At 70.9% G+C, this 18,879-nt stretch carries 11 protein-coding genes; 5 read left to right on the forward strand and 6 right to left on the reverse strand.

Features of this window, described 5'->3' with window-relative positions:
• Positions 1-140 precede the first annotated feature (140 nt).
• Together LDL49_RS16520 and LDL49_RS16525 are read left to right on the forward strand one after the other, a co-directional pair.
• Entirely contained in the window at positions 141-3,158 is a 3,018-nt protein-coding gene (locus LDL49_RS16520; RefSeq protein WP_225291941.1) for a M14 family metallopeptidase, read from the forward strand.
• Positions 3,159-3,288: 130 nt separating this feature from the next.
• Positions 3,289-4,722, forward strand: coding sequence for an aldehyde dehydrogenase (locus tag LDL49_RS16525; protein ID WP_225291942.1), 1,434 nt, complete (start codon positions 3,289-3,291; stop codon positions 4,720-4,722).
• Between the two features lie 203 nt (positions 4,723-4,925).
• Here the strand turns inward: LDL49_RS16525 and LDL49_RS16530 are convergent, their stop codons facing one another.
• The 5 genes from LDL49_RS16530 to LDL49_RS16550 all read right to left on the reverse strand — a co-directional run bounded on the left by LDL49_RS16530 (position 4,926) and on the right by LDL49_RS16550 (position 12,142).
• Entirely contained in the window at positions 4,926-5,678 is a 753-nt protein-coding gene (locus LDL49_RS16530; RefSeq protein WP_225291943.1) for an alpha/beta hydrolase, read from the reverse strand.
• Positions 5,679-5,741: 63 nt separating this feature from the next.
• Positions 5,742-8,219, reverse strand: coding sequence for an ATP-binding protein (locus LDL49_RS16535; RefSeq protein ID WP_225291944.1), 2,478 nt, complete (start codon positions 8,217-8,219; stop codon positions 5,742-5,744).
• Between the two features lie 220 nt (positions 8,220-8,439).
• Positions 8,440-8,871: an AMP-binding protein gene (locus LDL49_RS16540; RefSeq protein ID WP_225291945.1), complete on the reverse strand. Its 432-nt coding sequence runs from the start codon at positions 8,869-8,871 to the stop codon at positions 8,440-8,442.
• 56 nt (positions 8,872-8,927) lie between these two features.
• Complete coding sequence (locus LDL49_RS16545) at positions 8,928-11,345, reverse strand: LuxR C-terminal-related transcriptional regulator (RefSeq protein ID WP_225291946.1); 2,418 nt, start codon at positions 11,343-11,345, stop codon at positions 8,928-8,930.
• A 53-nt stretch (positions 11,346-11,398) separates the two neighbouring features.
• Complete coding sequence (locus tag LDL49_RS16550) at positions 11,399-12,142, reverse strand: AMP-binding protein (RefSeq protein WP_225291947.1); 744 nt, start codon at positions 12,140-12,142, stop codon at positions 11,399-11,401.
• A 100-nt stretch (positions 12,143-12,242) separates the two neighbouring features.
• Here LDL49_RS16550 and LDL49_RS16555 point away from each other — a divergent pair, with 100 nt between their 5' ends.
• The 3 genes from LDL49_RS16555 to LDL49_RS16565 all read left to right on the forward strand — a co-directional run bounded on the left by LDL49_RS16555 (position 12,243) and on the right by LDL49_RS16565 (position 17,382).
• A complete protein-coding gene (locus LDL49_RS16555; protein ID WP_225291948.1) occupies positions 12,243-12,824 on the forward strand; it encodes a TetR/AcrR family transcriptional regulator in 582 nt (193 codons plus the stop codon).
• A gap of 58 nt (positions 12,825-12,882) precedes the next feature.
• The gene (typA, locus tag LDL49_RS16560; protein ID WP_225291949.1) at positions 12,883-14,733 is read left to right on the forward strand and encodes a translational GTPase TypA; all 1,851 of its coding nucleotides are present in this window, start codon (positions 12,883-12,885) and stop codon (positions 14,731-14,733) included.
• 117 nt (positions 14,734-14,850) lie between these two features.
• Positions 14,851-17,382: a hypothetical protein gene (locus LDL49_RS16565; protein WP_225291950.1), complete on the forward strand. Its 2,532-nt coding sequence runs from the start codon at positions 14,851-14,853 to the stop codon at positions 17,380-17,382.
• On the opposite strand, the gene LDL49_RS16570 is transcribed toward LDL49_RS16565, so the two are convergent.
• The gene (locus tag LDL49_RS16570; RefSeq protein ID WP_225291951.1) at positions 17,348-18,868 is read right to left on the reverse strand and encodes a DUF2079 domain-containing protein; all 1,521 of its coding nucleotides are present in this window, start codon (positions 18,866-18,868) and stop codon (positions 17,348-17,350) included. The genes LDL49_RS16565 and LDL49_RS16570 overlap by 35 nt on opposite strands.
• Positions 18,869-18,879: the final 11 nt, after the last annotated feature.

Below are 18,879 nucleotides of genomic sequence, written 5' to 3' on the forward strand. Positions count from 1 at the left end.
GAACGCGACAAGTCACGCCCCTTTGGCGAGTTATCTGAGGATTGTCCAATCTAAGACAGACATAAGGATTGGGCCTTGCCGAGCGCGGCGGAACGGTCTGAGATGGCGACGAAACTGGTCTCTGCGAAGGGGCAGACCTCGTGTCTCGATTACTGACCCTGTCCACGGCCGTCGTCCTCGGCCTCGGCACGTCCCTCGTCGCCCTGGAGGCCCAGGCGTCGGTGGACCCCCTACCACCCCGTGACAGGATCGAGCTCTACCAGCTTGAGAGCACGCCCGGCACCGGGCAGGCCCTCAAGGAGAAGGGCTTCGACGTCGTTCAGCAGGACACCGCGGGCGGCAAGGAGCACGTCGAGGTGACCGCCGCCCAGACCGACCTCGACGGCCTGCGCAAGCTCGGCTACCGGCCGGAGCCCGTACGCAATCCGCAGGGTCAGACCCAGCTGGAGGCCGCCAAGGCGCAGGCCGCCGGCGGCTACACCGTCTGGAAGTCCTACTCCGAGCCAGGCGGCATCGCCGACCAGCTCAAGGCCATCGCCAACGCGAACAAGGACATAGTGAAGATCGAGTCCCTCGGCAAGACGCTGAAGGGCCAGGACATCCTCGCCGTCAAGGTCACCGCCCTGGCCAGGGTGCTGCCCGACGGCATCAAGCCGGCGACGCTGTACTCGGCGACGCAGCACGCCCGCGAGTGGATCTCCACCGAGGTCGACATGCGGCTGCTGAAGCACGTGATCGCCAACCGGTCCGCGCTCAGGGACCTGCTGAACAGGACCGAGCTCTGGTTCGTGCCGGTCGCCAACCCCGACGGCTACGACTTCACCTTCACCGAGGGCAACCGCCTGTGGCGCAAGAACCTGCGTGACAACGACGGCGACGGGCGGATCGCCACCGGCGACGGCGTCGACCCGAACCGCAACTACCCCACCAACTTCCACTACGACGAGGAGGGCTCCTCGTCGATCCCGAGCAGCGAGACCTACCGCGGCGCGGCGCCCGCCAGCGAGCCCGAGACCAGAGCGCTCGACGGGCTGCTCAGGCGGATCAGGTTCAAGGGCCAGGTGAACTACCACTCCTTCGGCCCGCTGCTGCTCTACCCGATCGGCTGGCAGGTCGCCACCAAGACCGCGGACAACCCGATCTACGAGGCCATCTCCGGAAACGATGCCAAGCCGGCGATCCCGGGCTTCGACCCGGACCTGTCGGCGGAGCTCTACACCACCAACGGCGAGACGACCGACCACGCCCACGCCACGTACGGCACGCTGGCCTGGACGCCGGAGCTCGACGAGGGCTGTGACGGCTGCGGGTTCGTCTTCCCCGACGACGAGGCGCTGGTCCAGGCGGAGTTCGAGAAGAACATCCCGTTCGCCCTGGACGTGGCCAAGTCGGCCACCAACTGGTCCGAGCCGGTCAACCACCTCGGCAACTCCACGGCCGACTTCGTGCTCGACCCGTTCGAGGTCAGCTACGGCAGGGACCAGGTGGTCCAGGTGGACGCCAAGCGCAAGCTCGGCCCGATCTTCCTGAACTACCAGGTCAACGGCGGCCGTACCAAGACCGTGCTGACCGGCGAGTGGCGGGGCGGCGAGCGCTACGGCAAGGGCTACGACACCTACTACCACTGGATGCGCGGCAAGATCACCGGCACCAGGCCCGGGGACAAGGTCAAGGTCTGGTTCAGCTCGATCGGCAGGAAGAGCGGGGACTTCACCTACCAGGTCTCCAGTGACATCGGCGGCAAGGTGCTGGTGCTGGCCACCGAGGACGTGACGGGCCTCAGCCCCGTCCAGGGCGTGACCGAGGCCAAGTACGCCGACGACTACGTCAAGGCGCTCGACGAGGCGGGTTACAGCTCCGACGTCTACGACATGGACAGGATGGGCCGCAAGGCGCCCCACCCGCTCGGCGTGCTCAGCCACTACAAGGCGGTGGTCTGGGAGACCGGCGACGACATCATCCCGAGATCGGTCGGCCAGGTGGCCGGCACCACCTCCAAGGGCGGCGTCGACACCGAGCTGGCCGTGCGCGACTACCTGAACGAGGGCGGCAAGCTCCTGCACGCGGGCAAGTACCCCTCGTACGCGGCCAACAACAACGGCGCCTACTACTACCAGCCCGACCAACCGGCCCAGCCCGAATGCGCCGATCCCAACGACCCGCCGTGCATCCAGGTGTTCAACGACTTCCAGCAGTACTGGCTGGGCGCCTACGTCTTCTTCGACGACTCGGGCACCAACCCGGACACGGGCCTCCCGTACGCGCTGCAGGGCATGAGCGGCCGCTTCAAGGGCTTCACCGGCACGCTGGAGCCGAGCCACACCAACTCGTTCGTGGCGACCTCGGCGATCCTGCCGCCCGACCGGTTCCCGCAGTTCGCCAGTTCCGCCCCCGTCAAGTGGGTACGGCCGGGCGGACCGTTCGACCCGCACACCGGTTCCTGGGACGTCTACAGCGGCATCGCCGACGCCTCCTGGAAGCGGCTGACCAAGACCGTCGACCTGACCGGGAAGACCAGCGGTGACCTGTCGTTCTGGACCTCCTACGACACCGAGGCCGACTGGGACTTCCTGACCGTCGAGGCGCACACCGTGGGCGGCGACGACTGGACCACCCTGCCGGACGTCAACGGTCACACCTCGCAGAGCACGGGCAGCAGCTGTAACCCGCCCAGCGGCGGCGAGGGCTGGCGCGCGCTCCACCCGTTCACCCAGCGCTACCAGGGCCCCGGCTGCGCGCCGACCGGCACCTCCGGCTCGTGGAACGCGGCCTCGGGCAACTCGGCCGGCTGGCAGCAGTGGAAGGTCGACCTGACCCCGTACGCGGGCAAGAAGGTGGAGCTGTCCGTCTCGTACATCAGCGACTGGAGCACCCAGGGCGCGGGCGTCTTCCTCGACGACTTCACCGTCACGCTGAACGGCGCGACGGCGGAGCAGACCTCGTTCGAGAGCGACCTGGGCGGCTGGACCGCGGCGGCGCCTCCTGAGGGCACCTCGCCCTCGATCAACAACTGGGGCCGCACGGACAAGGTGTTCGAGGAGGGCGGCGGCATCGCCACCAAGGACACCGTCTACCTCGGCTTCGGCGTGGAGAGCCTGACGACCCAGGCCATGCGCACGGACCTGGTCAAGCGGTCCTTGCGGCACCTGCTCGGCTGATCGACCGGAGGGGTCCGGCACGCGTACGCGCCTGCCGGACCCCTCTTGCGCGCGTGGACAGAACATGGTTCGGTCAGCTTGAGTAGTGCGGTAACCAAGCAAGCATTCGGTCAAGCAGGAGGCTCACGACATGCGCCAGCACGACACGCTGTTCATCGGGGGCGAATGGGTGGCCCCGGCCGGGACCGGCACCATCGACGTCATCTCCCCCCACACCGAAGAGGTCGTGGGCCGCGTGCCCGACGGCACCCCCGAGGACATGGACCGCGCGGTGGCCGCGGCGCGGCAGGCGTTCGACCACGGTCCGTGGCCGCGCATGACGTTCGCCGAGCGGGCCGAGGTGATCGGCAGGCTGGCCGAGATCTACGCCGCCCGGCAGGGCGAGATGGCCGCGCTCATCACCGAGGAGATGGGCTCGCCGATCACCTTCTCCAACCTGGCGCAGGCGCCGCAGCCGCTCGGCATGCTGCAGTACTACGCCGACTACGGCAAGACGTTCGCCCAGGAGGAGCAGCGGCCCGGCCTGTTCGGGCCGACGACCGTGCGGCGGGAGCCGGTGGGCGTGGTGGCGGCCATCGTGCCGTGGAACGTCCCGCAGTTCGTCGCCATGACCAAGATCGCGCCCGCGCTGCTGGCCGGCTGCGCGATCGTGCTCAAGCCCGCGCCGGAGACGCCGCTCGACGCGTACCTGCTGGCCGAGATGGTCATTGAGGCCGGGATCCCGGCCGGCGTGCTCAACATCGTGCCCGCGGGCCGCGAGGCCGGCGAGCACCTGGTCTCCCACCCGGGCGTGGACAAGGTGGCCTTCACCGGCTCGACCGCCGCGGGCCGCCGCATCGCCTCCATCTGCGGCGAGCAGCTCAAGCGGGTCAGCCTGGAGCTCGGCGGCAAGTCGGCGGCGATCATCCTCGACGACGCCGACCTGCCGTCCAGCATGGGCATGCTGGCGATCGCCTCGCTGATGAACAACGGCCAGGCGTGCGTCGCCCAGACCCGCATCCTGGCCTCGCGGGCCCGCTACGACGAGGTCGTGGACGCCGTCGCGAACATGGTCACCTCCCAGCCCGTCGGCGACCCCACGGACCCGGGCACCGGCATCGGCCCGCTGGTCGCCAAGCGACAGCAGGACCGCGTCGAGGGCTACATCAAGGTCGGCATGGACGAGGGCGCCAAGGTCGTCGTCGGCGGCCTGGACCGGCCGATGGACCGCGGCTGGTACGTCTCCCCGACCGTCTTCGCGGGCGTCACCAACGAGATGCGCATCGCCCGCGAGGAGATCTTCGGCCCGGTGCTGTCGGTGATCCCGTACGAGGACGAGGCGGACGCGATCCGCATCGCCAACGACAGCGACTACGGCCTGGCCGGCACGGTCTGGACGGCCGACGCCGACCACGGCATGGAGGTGGCCCGCCAGGTCCGCACCGGCACCTACGGGATCAACTGCTTCATGCTGGAGTCGAACGCGCCCTTCGGCGGCTACAAGGCCAGCGGCGTGGGCCGCGAGCTGGGCCCCGAGGGCCTCAGCAGCTACCTGGAGTACAAGACCATCGCGCGCCTGGGCTGAGACCTGGGCTGAGAACAGGGCTCCGGTACGGCGTACCGGAGCCCTTCTCACGGCGCCCCGCACCCAGCGCGCCCCCGCAACGCTTGGTGTGGTCTCCGCTACTCCACGAAGTATGTCCCACGTCCACCGCCTCGACGGTTTCCTTCCCGTGGGACTTTCTCCCGGTGGATTTCTTCCTTACGCCCTAGATAGACGTCTATTACTCAGAAAAGGTTCGTACTGATCCACTTTCCGATTCGGCGGATGAGTTCCGGGGTCGCGGCGGACTCCGCGTGGCCGTACCCCCGCTCGATCCAGAGCTTCTTGGGCTCGCGGGCGCCCGCGTAGAGCTGGTGCGCGTGCTCCAGCGGGAAGAACGCGTCGGCGTCGCCGTGGACGATCAGCAGCGGCGTCGGGGAGATCAGCGCGGCGGCCTCGTGGGGCGGCACCGGGATCGGGTCCCACTCGCCGCGGGCGATCCTGGTGCGCTTGGCCACCCTGGCCGCCCACCTGCCGATCGGCCGCTCGATGGCCCAGTGCACCTGGCGCATCGGCTTGGTGCCGCGGTAGTGCCAGCGGGCCGGGCCGCTCACCGACACCACCGCGTCGATGCCGCCGAGCAGTCCCGCGTGGCGTACGGCCACGGCGGCGCCCATGGAGAAGCCGACCACGGCGACCTTGGAACAGCCGATCACCCGCGCGTGCCGTACGGCGGCGTCGATGTCGAGGATCTCCTTGTCGCCCACGGTGGACTCGCCGCCGGAACGGCCGTGACCACGGAAGTCGAACGCGATCACGCCGCCGTAGCCGCTCAGCACGTGCGCGATGCGCCGCGTGGCGGGGTCGCGCCACGAGCCGGTGAATCCGTGCGCCACCACGATGCCGAGGCCGGAGTGGGTGGACGGGGTGTGCGCGGCGTCGATGCGGACGCCGTCCTCGGTGCGGAGCATGACCGGGAAGTTTGGAGCGAGCGGCATGTTTCCGAGCTTATGGTCAGCGGTTGCCGAGGCTGTGTTCGGCCGCCCGTACCGAGCTCATGGTCACCGGTGGTCGAGGCCGTGTTCGGCCGCCCATACCGCGATCTGGGCGCGTGAGCCGAAGCCGAGCTTCTCCATGATGTTGGCCACGTGCCTGGCGACCGTGGCGGGGCTGATCACCAGCTGTGCCGCGACGGCCCGGTTGCTCAGGCCCTCGGTGAGCAGTCCGGCGATCTCCCGCTCGCGCGCCGTCAACGTCGCGTAGCGCGGCTCGCGGGCGGCCGGGCCCGACGAGGACACGAACGGCGTGGCGGGCAGGGACGGGAGCAGGTTGGCGGGCTCGTGAACATCGCCGACGCCGGCCTTCTGGTCGAGGATCCGCCGGGCCACCGCGCCGGGATCCTGGGCGATGCCACTGGCCCAGAGCAGCGCCACCCGGCCCTCGCCGAGCTTGTCGCGGGCCAGCGAGAGCAGTTCCTGGGTGCGGGCGGGGGCGTCGTGCTGGCCGATCGACTCGCGCAACGCGCTCGCCGCCGCGGCCGCGACCACCGCCCCGTCGAGATCGCCCTCGGCCTGCGCCAGGACGGACAGGGCGACCAGCGCGCGGACGACGCCGCTGCGCCGGCCGGTCTGCGTGCTCAGCACCAGGCTGGCGGCCAGGCTGCGCCGGGCGGCCGGGAAGTCGTGCGACCTGGCCGCCACCCTGCCGACCTTGGCCTGGCAGCGGGCCAGCTCGACCCGGTTGTCGAGCTCCTCGAGGATGGGCAGCGCCGCCGTGTGGTGCCGCATGGCGGCCTCCAGGTCGCCCCTGGCCTCGGCCACCGCGCCCAGGTGGGTCAGGGCCCTGGCCAGGGTCCAGTGGTGGCCGGTCTCCATGGCCAGGGCCAGCGCCTCCTCGCCGAACCGCTGCGCCTGGCGCGGCTGCCCCTGGAAGAGCGCCAGGTTGAGCCGGGCGATGCGGGCGGTGGTCAGGTTGAACAGGTCGTCGTGCTCGGCGGCCGCCACTTCGAGCTCGCGCAGGTAGCGCAGGGCCGTGCCGGTCTGGCCGGTGCGGAAGAAGACGGTCAGGGCGACGCCGTAGGTGACGCCGAGCCATTGCGTGTAGGGGTGGCGCCGCTGCTCCTCGATGCTCTCCTCGATGAGCGCCGCGGCCCGGTCCAGCTCGTCGCGCGTTTCGAGCCCGTAGGCGAGGCCGCCCTTGGCCACGCCGATCAGCTGGTCGGGCACGCCCGACAGGTCGAGGCCGAGCAGCCGTTCGTACCAGCCGACGCTCTCCCGCAGATCGCCGCGCACCGCGAGGATGGTCAGCGCCGCGTGGGCCAGTCGCAGCCCCAGCTCGGCGCTGCCGGACTCGACGGCCCAGTCGATCGCCGCCCGGCAGTCGTCGAGCAGGCGGCGCCCCTTGGCGAAGTGGACGGCGCGGGCCGGCCACGACAGCCGGCTGTCGAGCGAACCGGCCTCGTGGCAGCGCTCCATCTCGGCGCAGATCACCTTGAGGTGGCCGCCGCGCAGCCTCGCCTCCTCGCCCGCCTCGCGCAGTCGCTCGGCGGCGTAGTGCCTGATGGTGTCCAGCAGGTGGTAGCGGCCGCCGTCGCCGTGGTGGAGCACCAGTGACTTGTCGACCAGGCCGCTGAGCACGTCGAGCACCTCGCCGCGGCGCAGCAGGTCGCCGTCGGCGCACACCTGCTCGGCCAGGTCGAGGTCGAAGCGCCCGGCGAACACCGACAGCCGCCGCAGCAGCACCCGCTCCTTGCGGGCCAGCAGGTCGTGACTCCACTCGACCGTGGCCAGCAGCGTGCGCTGGCGGGCGTGGGCGGTGCGGTCGCCGGTGGTCAGCAGCTTGAACCGGTCACCGATCCGGTCGGCGATGCGCCCCGGGCTGAGCAGGCTGCTGCGGGCCGCGGCCAGCTCAAGGGCGAGCGGCAGCCCGTCGAGCGCCCGGCACAGCCGGATGACGTCGGGCATGCTGTCGGTCACGGCGCGGGCTCCGGCCGCGGCCGCCCGCTCGACGAAGAACAGCACGGACTCGGCGTCGGGATGTCGCTCGTCGGGCAGGTCGAGCGGCGGCACCCGCCAGATCAGCTCGCCGGGGATGCGCAGCGGTTCGCGGCTGGTGAGCAGGAACCTCAGCTCGGGGCAGTCGGCGAGCAGGCCGGCGACCAGCTCGGCGCACGGCTCGACGAGGTGCTCGCAGTTGTCGAGGAGGAGCAGCGTCCTGGTGCCGCGCAGCCGGATCCGGAGCCCGTCGAGCAGCCGCTCGGAGCCTTCCTCGCGGACGCCGAGCACGTCGGCCATCTCCTTCACGATCAGCTCGGGGTCGCTGACGCGGGCGAGCTGCACCAGCCACACGCCGTCGGCGAAGCCGGGCAGGGCGCTGGCCGCGACCCGCAGCGACAGGCGGGTCTTGCCGATGCCGCCCACCCCGCTGAGCGTGACCACGCGCTCGCCGCGGACCAGCGCGCACAGCTCGGCCACGTCGCGCGCCCGTCCGACGAAACGGTTGGGTTCGGCGGGGAGGTTGTGCTGGACTTGCGGAGTCATCGACTACCACCGGCTGAAGCTGGTGTGAGCCGCAGTCGCCCGATCGAGGACAGGCCGTGCCGTTCGGTGACGGAGCGGCGGATCGTCATCGCACACCTCCTGTCACAGCGTCCTCACTCACCGCACACACTACCGAACGTGACTGAGTCTTTCCATTCTGTTGGCAAAAGGAGGAGTGGCACCCCCTCCCGGCCCTGACGGACCGGGTCTGGCGGGAGGATCACACTCCCTCACAGTCTCCCTTGGTTCGCCGCCCGGTGGGATCACTTTCCGTGCGGCGTTCGCGACTGACCGGATAGGAATGCAGCTCCGCGACGCTCACCACCATGCGTACCCATGACTCTCGCGCCGCGTTCATCGCCCGCGGCAGGTCGGAGATCATCAGGCGGGCCCGGCTGGCCATGATCCGATCCCGCAGCCTGCCCTCGTCGAGCTCCGCCGGGACCGGCCAGACGATTCCGCCCGCGGCTATCACCGCGTCGGTGGCCACCAGCAGATCGGGACCGACGGTCAGGCAGATGAGCACCGTGTCGCCCGCGCGCACGCCCCGGCGTCGTAGCTGGACGGTCGCGGCGGCCGACCTCTCGTCCAGCTGTCCCTCGGTGAGACACAGGCCGGTGCCAGAGTCCACCATCACGATGCGCTCCTCCATGGCGCCCACGCTATGGAGGGCATCTCGTGCACACATGGGGCGGAATATGCAGATCGCTATGCAGAACCGCGCGGCTGCTCGGCCGCCCACACCGCGATCTGGGCGCGCGAGGTGTAGCCGAGCTTCTCCATGATGTTGGCGATGTGCCTGGCCACGGTCGCGGGACTGATGACGAGCTCCTCGGCGATGGCCCGGTTGGACAGGCCCCTGGTCAGCAGGGCCGCGATCTCCTGCTCGCGGGCGGTCAGCAGCGAGTGCCTGACGGGCTCGGTCACCACCGGACCGGCCGGGACCGGCCGCTCGCCCGCGAGGACCTGGCGGGCGGCGTCGTCGGGGCTCATCGTCCTGCCCCGCGACCAGAGCGTCGCGGTGCGGCCCTCGCCGAGCTTGGCGCGGGCGCGGGTGAGCAGCTCCTCGATGCGGATCGTGGCCGAGTGCTGGCCCATCGACTCGCGCAGCGCGGTGGCCGAGGCGGCGGCCAGTACGGAGCTCTCCAGGTCCCCCTCGGCCTCCGCCAGCACCGACAGGCTCACGAGGCAGCGGGCCACGCTCTGGCGCTGCCCGGTCAGCCTGCTCAGCTTCAGGCTCGCGGCCAGCCGCTCCCTGGCCACCTCGAACTCGTGCAGCAGCGCCGCGACCCGGCCGATCCTGGCCAGGCAGCGGGCCAGCTCGATGGTGCCGTTGAGCTCCTCCAGCCACGGGACCGCCAGCTCGTACTGGGCCATCGCCTTCACCAGGTCGCCGCGCGCCTCGGCGACCGCGCCGAGCTGCGTCGCGGTCCTGGCCAGCAGCCAGCGGTGCCCGTGCTGGCGGGCCTTGGCCAGGGCCTCCTCGCCGTGACACTGGGCCTCGCGCAGCCGGCCGCGGGTGAGTGCGACCGCCGACAGCCCGGCCAGCGCGGCCGCCTGGTTCCACTGGTCGCCGGAGGCGATGGCCAGGGCCAGGCCGGTCTCGGCGTGGTGCAGCGCCTCGTCGCCGCGTCCCATGCGCAGCAGCACCACGACCGACAGGCTGTGCATGACGCAGCTGGGGAAGACGTTGTCGGCGCCCAGGCCCGCCAGGCTGACCGTGGCGTACTCCAGCGAGCGGGCCAGCTCGTCGCGGCCCTCCAGCCCGTAGGCCAGGTACGCCTGGGCATGCGCGATCTGCTCGTCGGGCACCTGGGTCAGGTCGAGGGCCAGCAGGCGCTCCACCCAGCCGACGATCTCGGCCGGGTTGGCGCTGCTGACCGGGAGCAGGCTGGTGCTGTAGGCGCACAGGCGCAGGCCCAGCGGCGCGTTGCCGGACTCGATCGCCCAGTCGAGCGCGGCCCGCTGGTCGTCCACCAGGCTCCGGCTGGCCTCCAGCGCGGCCAGCCGCACCGGCCACGGCAGGTCGGGCTCGACCATCTCGGTGCCGAAATGGCGCAGCTGGAGCTCGCACAGCACCTCCAGGTGCCGGTCGCGCAGCACCTCGCGCTCGGCCGCCTCCGCCAGCCGCTCGGCCGCGTAGTGCTTGATGGTCTCCAGCAGCCGGTAGCGCCTGCGCTCCTCGTCGCACAGCACGAGGGACTTGTCGACCAGGGCGCCGAGCAGGTCGACGATCTCCGCCTCCGAGATGGGCCGGTCGGCGCAGATCTGCTCGGCGAGTTCGAGGTCGAAGGACCCGGCGAACACCGACAGTCTGCGCAGCAGCACCTGCTCCTTGGCCGACAGCAGGTCGTAGCTCCATTCGACCGCGGCCAGCAGGGTGCGCTGCCTGGGCGGCGCCGTACGGCCGCCGGTGGTGAGCAGCGAGAAGCGGCCGTCGATCCGATCGACGATCTGCCCGGGACTGAGCAGGCTGGTGCGGGCCGCGGCCAGCTCCAGCGCGAGTGGCAGCCCGTCGAGCGCCCGGCACAGCCGTACGACGTCGTCCAGGCTCGCCGGGCTCAGTTTGGTGCCCGCGGCGGTGGCACGGTCGACGAAGAGCTGCACGGACTCGGCTTCGGGATGTCGCTCGTCGGGCAGGTCGAGCGGCGGCACCCGCCAGACCAGCTCACTGGCGATGCGCAGCGGCTCGCGGCTGGTGGCCAGGATGCCGAGGCCCCGGCACGCCGCGACCAGCTCGGCGGCCACTTCCGCGCACTGGTCGACCAGGTGCTCGCAGTTGTCCAGCAGCAGCAGGGCGGGTGTGTCGCGCAGCCGGGCCGCCACCGTGTCGAGCAGCGGGCGGGTGCCTTCCTCATGGATGCCGACGGCCCGGCCGATCTCCTGGAGGATCAGCTCGCCCCGGGTGAGCCTGGCCAGCTCGACCAGCCACACGCCGCCCGGGTAGGAGGGCACCAGGCGGGCGGCGACCCGCAGCGCCAGGCGGGTCTTGCCGATGCCGCCGACCCCGCACAGCGTGACCACGCGCGTCTCACCCAGCAGCCCGCACAGGTCGTCGACGTCGCGCTCGCGACCTACGAACCTGTTGGGCTCGGCCGGAAGATTGTGCCTGGGGGGCTCGGACATTGTGGTCACCCTGCGTCGCGGAAGGATCACACTCTCCCACAGTGTCGCACTTTTCACCGGCTGAGCGAGCTGACGACGGCCCTTTCGTCCACAACGCGCAACGTCGGATCGCCGAGCAGGCGTCTGGCCACCTCGTTCGGCGCGATCACCAGGGTGGCCGCGTGCACGTGCGCGAGTACGCGGCAGCCGATCAGGCTCGGCTCGTGCGCGATGACCACGTGGGCGCCCGACATCAACGCCAAATCGAGAACCCGCAGCCCCTTGAGCGGATCGCTGACCGCGGCGAGCACGACGTCGTCCTCGCTGACCAGCAGCCGCGACGACAGGCTGCGCAGGTCCGACGCCAGCTCGTCGTGGTCGTAGACGTATTCGCCGCCGACGCTCAGCGCGGGGCCGGCCAGCGGCCCGAACTGGACCGAACGCTCGCCCAGCAGGTCGCTGAACGGGAGCTCCCCCGGCGTCGGCTCGAAGGTGAAGACCTTCTGAACATCGACCGCGAGCGGGTCGTAGCCGCGCTGCGCGATCATCATGCGGGCGGTCCCGGAGGCTCCGAGCACCGCCACTCCCCCGGACCAGGCGACGGAGTGGACGGCGACGGCGAACCCCGCCCCGAGCGGCATGTCGACGATCACGCGGTCGCCGTAGCGGAGACCGTGACGGCGCAGCCCCGCCGCCGCGTGCGTGACCTTCCGCGCGAACGCGTTGTACGACAGCACCTCTCCGGTTCTGACGTCGCTGACCGCGGGCTGGTCGCCCTGTACGGGAGAGGCGCCCAGCACCAGCTCTGTCCAGGTCATGCCGCCAATGTAGGCATCCGGCACCGGCCGGGACATGCGTAGAAATGTGCAACCCGCTATGTACGTCCGGTGCCCGGCGAGCCCCCCATAGTCTTGATCCATGCGGGACGACTCCAGCGGGCCGACCACGGCTGGACGCATCCTCGACGCGGCCTACACGCGGATGCTGGAGCACGGCCTGCGCCGCCTGACCGTCGACGACGTCGCCCGGCAGGCGGGCCTGTCGCGGATCACCGTCTATCGGCGCTTCGCCCGCAAGAGCGACCTGATCCAGGGCGTGATGCTGCGCGAGCTCCACCGGTTCCTGCGCGCCTTCGAGCAGGCGGTCGGGCCGCTGCCGACCATGGCCGACCGGGTGACGGAGGGGTTCGCGATCACGCTGCGCCTGGTGCGGGGGCATCCGCTGCTGAGCAGGTTGCTGGCGACCGAGCCCGAGATGATCCTTCCGCACCTCACTGTGGAGGCGGGCCCCTACCTCGCGGTCGCCAGGGCGTATCTCGCCGGCCACCTCGGCGCCTCGGACGCCCCGGACGCCGAGGCCGTGGCCGAGATGTTCATCCGCATCGCGCTGTCGTTCGTGCTCACTCCGGACAGCGCGATACCGCTGGACAGCGACGACGAAGCCCGTGCCTACGCCAGGCGGCATCTCGTCCCGCTCCTGCCATCAGAGGGGATCAACTAGACTTATAAGGCCGCGACTTCGCGCGGTCGCCCCCACGATCACAGAGCGAGACGTCATCATGCCTTTGAACAGCCGCGACGACCTGCGGAACATCGCGATCATCGCGCACGTCGACCATGGCAAGACCACGCTGGTCGACGCCATGCTCTGGCAGTCCGGGGCGTTCCGCGCCAACCAGGACGTCGACGACCGTGTCATGGACTCCAACGACCTCGAGCGCGAGAAGGGCATCACCATTCTCGCGAAGAACACCGCCGTGAGTCACGGCGGAATGACCCTCAACATCATCGACACCCCCGGCCACGCCGACTTCGGCGGCGAGGTCGAGCGCGGCCTGTCGATGGTCGACGGTGTCGTGCTGCTGGTCGACGCGTCGGAGGGACCGCTGCCGCAGACCCGCTTCGTGCTGCGCAAGGCGTTCGGCGCCAAGATGCCGGTCATCCTCTGCATCAACAAGGTCGACCGGCCCGACGCGCGCATCAAGGAGGTCGTGGACGAGGTCTACGAGCTCTTCATGGACCTCGACGCGACCGAGGAGCAGATCGACTTCCCGATCGTCTACGCCTCGGCCAAGGCCGGCCGCGCCTCCATGAACCGTCCCGAGGACGGCGGCATGCCGGACGCCGAGGACCTGGAGCCGCTGTTCGACATCATCAAGTCGACGATCCCGGCGCCCACCTACGACCCCAGCGCCCCGCTGCAGGCCCACGTCACCAACCTCGACGCCTCCTCCTACCTGGGCCGTATCGCGCTGTGCCGGGTGCACCAGGGCGTGCTGCGCAAGGGCCAGCAGGTGGCCTGGTGCCGTACCGACGGCACGATCCAGCGGGTCAAGATCACCGAGCTGCTCATGACCGAGGCCCTGGAGCGCAAGCCGGCCGAGGAGGCCGGTCCCGGCGACATCATCGCGATCGCCGGCATCCCCGAGATCATGATCGGCGAGACGCTGGCCGACCCCGAGGACCCGCGCCCGCTGCCCCTCATCACGGTCGACGAGCCCGCCATCTCGATGACCATCGGCACCAACACCTCGCCGCTGGTCGGCAAGTCCAAGGGCTCGAAGGTCACCGCCCGCATGGTCAAGGACCGCCTGGAGAAGGAGCTCGTCGGCAACGTGTCGCTGCGCGTGCTCCCCACCGACCGGCCCGACGCCTGGGAGGTGCAGGGCCGCGGCGAGCTGGCGCTGGCCATCCTGGTCGAGCAGATGCGCCGCGAGGGCTACGAGCTGACCGTCGGCAAGCCGCAGGTGGTCACCAAGATCATCGACGGCAAGGTGCACGAGCCGGTCGAGCGCCTCACGGTCGACTGCCCGGAGGAATACCTGGGCGCGATCACGCAGCTGCTCGCCGTCCGCAAGGGCCGCATGGAGCACATGACCAACCACGGCACCGGCTGGATCCGGATGGAGTTCGTGGTGCCGGCGCGCGGCCTGATCGGCTTCCGCACCGAGTTCCTCACCGAGACGCGCGGCACCGGCCTGGTGCACCACGTCTTCGACTCCTACGAGCCGTGGTTCGGCGAGCTGCGCACCCGCAACAACGGCTCCTTGGTGGCCGACCGCTCCGGTCCGGTGACCGCCTTCGCCATGCTCAACCTGCAGGAGCGCGGCACGCTGTTCGTGTCGCCGACCACCGAGGTCTACGAGGGCATGATCGTCGGCGAGAACTCCCGGTCCGACGACATGGACGTCAACATCACCAAGGAGAAGAAGCTCACCAACATGCGCTCCTCCACCAGCGAGGAGACCGAGAAGGTGATCCCGCCGCGCAACCTGTCGCTGGAGCAGGCGCTGGAGTTCATCCGCGAGGACGAGTGCGTGGAGATCACCCCTGACCACGTGCGCATCCGCAAGGTGGTCCTCGACGCCTCCACCCGTGGCCGCTCGGCGGCTCGCGCCAAGCGCGCCTGACTCAGGCTCGCACTGACCACACCTGACTTCTTCCTGACATTCGGGAGAAGTCAGGTGTGACCACACCGTGACCGGAGTGGCGAGAACAACTCCCTCCGCGAGTGAATCATCCACTCTGTGGGGAAGCTCCGGATGTTCATCGCGTTCGGGCTCGCGATGGTCTCGGCGGGAGCGATCGTCTGGTGCACGGTGGCGGCCAGGCCCGTGCCGCTGTCCACGCGGTCCGCGAATCCCGTCGTGCCCGAACCATGGGCGCTGGACGCCCGGGGCGACTCTCAGGTGAAGCTCGCCCGGCAGGCGACGACCGAGGTCGTGGTGACCAAGGCCGGCCCGGGTGACCTGAGCGCCGTGCCCCAGGGGCGGCTCGACGAGCGGCAGCGCCAGGTGAAGGTGACCATCAAGCACCGGCTGCGCATGAACCGGGCCGACCCGCTGGTCGAGACGCTGCGGCAGGGCGGCAGCTTCCCCGGCGGCATCCAGCGGTTCACCGACGACGGGTTCGGGGCCATCAAGGTGGGTGGCGACTGGCTGGCCCCGACCACGCGGCCGGCGCCGATCCTCACCACGTCCGGCGGGCTGACCACGGCCGAGTTCCGGGTGACGTTGCTGCGGCAGTTCAAGCCCAGCGATCTGATGACGCTCGACTTCAACGCCCCCAGCGCCAAGCCGCTCATCGTGAGCCAGCGGACGATCAGCCTGCTTCCGGGCGACTGGACCGTACTGCAGGCCCAAGGGCTCGATCCCGAGCGGGAGGAGGCGGAGCTTCTGCGGTTCACCGTCGGGTCGTACCTGGTGAAGGTGACGCTGGCCCAGGACTCCTACGGGTTCCCGGACGCGGAGGAGGCCGACGACTTCTCGTGGACGGCCGGGCTCGGCGTGCTCACCGCGATCGCGCTGGTCGCCTTCCTGGCGCGCTCGCTCGGCCTGGCCTGGTGGAACCGGCCGCCCAACCGCGAGCTCCTCCTGGGGATCGCCCTGGTCACGCCTCTGGTGCTGCTCCCGCTCCTGGCACCGGACTGGCGGCCTCTGGCGTACGTGGCCCTGTTCCTCGCGCTGCCGGCGCTCACGGCGCGGCACGCGAGCCGGGCCCTGCCGACCAGCCCGCCGTGGACCACCCGGGACATGCTCGTGGTCACCGGGCTCGCCTGCCTCGTCGGCCTCGGCATGCTGTCCTGGTCGTGGCTGCACGAGCAGCTGCCCGCCCAGACGCTGCTGATCGGCTCCGTGGTCGCGGCCGTGACGGCCGCCGCGGCGGCGGTGGTGTTCAGCGTGGACCTGGGGGTCCGCGTGGTGATCGTCCGGCTCGCGGTGCTGGCGGCCGAGGCGGCGATCGGCCTGCTGGCGCTCGCCCTGTGGGGCCGGGCGCTGCTGACCGGGGTCTATCCGCCGGACAGCATCCGGCTGGTGCTGGCCCTCAGCTGGGCGGTGATCCCTGTCTCCGCCATCGCCGTGGCCACCAAGACGTGGACCCGCACCGCGGTCTTGGGCGCCGTGCTGGTGAGCCTGCTGGTGCAGGGCTGGCCGACCGAGTGGCTGGACAGCGGGTCGTGGAACCTGCCCTTCGGCGCGGACGTGTCGAACATGCCGAAGATCGGCATCCTGCCGCTCGACCCCCTCGTGCGCGGGGTGCTCGGGTTACTGCTGCTGGCGTTCGCGTTGCTGGTGCTCCGGCTCCGTCGGCTCGGCGGCTCGCTGGCCGCGCTCGACCACCCGGCGACGCACCCCACGGTGATCGCCTGCCTGATGGTGCTCTATCTCACCCCCCGGGGCAGCACCACGCTCACCGACGCCAACGTGGCGCTGCCGCAGCTGACGATCACCTCGATCGCCGCCTGGGTGACGGCCCGCTGGCTGCTCGTACGCCCCCACCCGGCCGTCGTCGAGCCCGCCACCCCCGAGGAGCACCGGCAACTGGTCAGGGCCGCCCTGCACAAGCGGCTCCTGCTCATCTCCGAGCAGGAGCTCTATCGCATCGGCCGGGGCAAGCTGGGCGCCGGCGAGCTGACGATGGCCGAGTTCGACACGCGGCGCCACGAGCTGGAGGCCGCGCTGGACGAGCACGGGCGGCACCCCGAGACGGCCCTGGCCACCGCCGCCGGCTGCCCGCCCTGGCACAACGGCGTGTACGCGTTCGTGATCAGCCTGCTGCTGAGCCTGCCCTTCGTGCTCGTGTTCGGCTGGCCGACGGGGGCCGACCTGAGCAGCTTCGTGTTCGACTCCCGCTACCTGCTGACGCTGCCCGCCTTCGGCTTCGTGTTCGGCTACTTCTATCCGCGCGTCCGGGGCACCCAGCCGATGACCAAGGCGCTCCACCTGATGGCGGCGGCGCTGGTAACGGAGCTGTCGGCGTACCTGCCCACGCTGTTCGAGCCGGACATCGGGATGGCGGTCAAGGTGCAGGTGGTGGCCATCGTGGTGGGCGAGGTGGCGTTGGTCTGCATCGGGCTCGGGTTGTACTGGGAGTGGCGGGTCATGCATCTGGCCGGGGAGCCGTGGGCGCGGGTGCGCAACGTACGCAGCGTACGCAGCCTGGCCACGCCGCTGCTGGCCGTGGTGATCGCGGCGGGCACCACGGCGGCGACGTCGGCGGCGGGCCAGACCGTGGACCGCATCCTCAAGGGGGACCAGGTGTCCTCTGGGGGGCCGTAGCCGCCAGGACCATGTAGCCGTCCTGGGAGAACCGCACCTCGTAGCCGCTGCCGACCAGGAGCCGTACGCGCTCGCGCTGCTCGGCCACGTCCACGAACGGGAAGGTCTTCCGCCCCACCTCGGCCACGACCCACGGGGCCCCGCGCGGCGTGCGGTCCCACAGCAGCACCCTGCTCCGCCCCGACAGGGCCGGCGCCAGGTTGTTGGCCGCCTCCACGAGCACCCCGTCGGGCACCACGGCGACGGCGGCGGCCGCGGCCCGCTCGCGGGCGTCGTGCCGGTAGGAGCCGGGGTCGGCGAGCCCGGCCAGGGAGAAGAACGGCACGGAGACCACCGCGAACCCGACCACCCCCAGGGCCCAGACCCGCGTCATCCGATCCCCGAGGGCCCAGATCCGCGTCGCCGGGTCCCCGCCGGGCGCCTGGCGGGCGCGCAGGCGGCGGACGCCGTCCACTCCGGCCGCGAAGACCACCACGACGACGAAGGCGTTGTAGTGGTAGCCGGCCACCCACCAGTTGGGGAACGAACCGGCCAGCATCCGCTCGGCGAGCAGCGGCACCGCCATGACCAGCAGCGGCGACCGCGGTGCCACCAGCAGCGTGATGCCGAGCAGCAGGGCCAGCGTGACGAGCTTGACCGGTGGGCTGCCGAGCTGGGCCAGCACCGCGAGCGGATCGGTCAGGGCGGTGCGCGCGACACCCCGCATGTCCGGCCCCAGCGCGCCGTACGCCCAGTAGTAGTCGGACCGCCCCCCGAACAGCGGGATGAGCACCTGCGACGCCAGCCACGTGTAGGCCGCCCCGCCGGCCACGAACGCGCCGCCCAGGACCCGCCAGCCGCGCTGGGTGAGCAGGACCACCCCGAACCCGGCCACCAGCAGCCCCATGTCCTCCTTGACGCACAGCAGCGCCAGGGCGGCCGTCACCACCGCGACGCGTTTGCCGGCCTGGTGGCGTTCGAGCAGTACGGCGGTGAGCAGCGGCGCGAACGCCGCCTCGTGGAAGTCGAATGCCACGGTCTCCACCACGGGCCACGAGAGCGTGTAGGCCACGGCGACGAGATGCGCGGCGCCCGGCCCCAGCGCCCGCCGCGTGAACACCCACAGCGGCACCGCCGCCGCGGCCAGCAGCACCGCCTGGGCGACCAGCAGCGTCGCCGGGCCGTCGAACAGCCAGTAGAGCGGGGCCAGGAGGGCGAGGATGGGTGACCAGTGATCACCGAGGGTGGAGAAATCCGGGCCGAAGCCGTTGTGGACGCCCTTGACGATGGCTATGGGCAGGCGGAACTGGGAGTAGGAGCGCACGGCCTGATCGAAGATCACCAGGTCGTAGGCGCCGGCCTTGAAGTTCGCCAGCTTGGTGAGGGAGAGGGTGGTGTAGAGGGCGGCCGCCGTGGCGGTGATCGCCGCCAGTGTGACACGGTCGCGGCGCGTCCGATCCCCCGTCTCGGTGGTGACCGTCGCCGCGTCGTCCCCGCGTACCGTCACGCTCTGTTGAC

Origin of the sequence: Nonomuraea aurantiaca (genome assembly GCF_020215705.1) — a bacterium.
Taxonomy (GTDB): Bacteria; Actinomycetota; Actinomycetes; order Streptosporangiales; family Streptosporangiaceae; genus Nonomuraea; species Nonomuraea aurantiaca.

Coding starts and splice junctions, on each gene's coding strand:
- LDL49_RS16555 (WP_225291948.1), top strand. CDS start 12,243: ATGCGGGACGACTCCAGCGGGCCGACCACGGCTGGACGCATCCTCGAC.
- LDL49_RS16535 (WP_225291944.1), bottom strand. CDS start 8,219: ATGACTCCGCAAGTCCAGCACAACCTCCCCGCCGAACCCAACCGTTTC.
- LDL49_RS16550 (WP_225291947.1), bottom strand. CDS start 12,142: ATGACCTGGACAGAGCTGGTGCTGGGCGCCTCTCCCGTACAGGGCGAC.
- LDL49_RS16540 (WP_225291945.1), bottom strand. CDS start 8,871: ATGGAGGAGCGCATCGTGATGGTGGACTCTGGCACCGGCCTGTGTCTC.
- LDL49_RS16530 (WP_225291943.1), bottom strand. CDS start 5,678: ATGCCGCTCGCTCCAAACTTCCCGGTCATGCTCCGCACCGAGGACGGC.
- LDL49_RS16525 (WP_225291942.1), top strand. CDS start 3,289: ATGCGCCAGCACGACACGCTGTTCATCGGGGGCGAATGGGTGGCCCCG.
- LDL49_RS16545 (WP_225291946.1), bottom strand. CDS start 11,345: ATGTCCGAGCCCCCCAGGCACAATCTTCCGGCCGAGCCCAACAGGTTC.
- typA (WP_225291949.1), top strand. CDS start 12,883: ATGCCTTTGAACAGCCGCGACGACCTGCGGAACATCGCGATCATCGCG.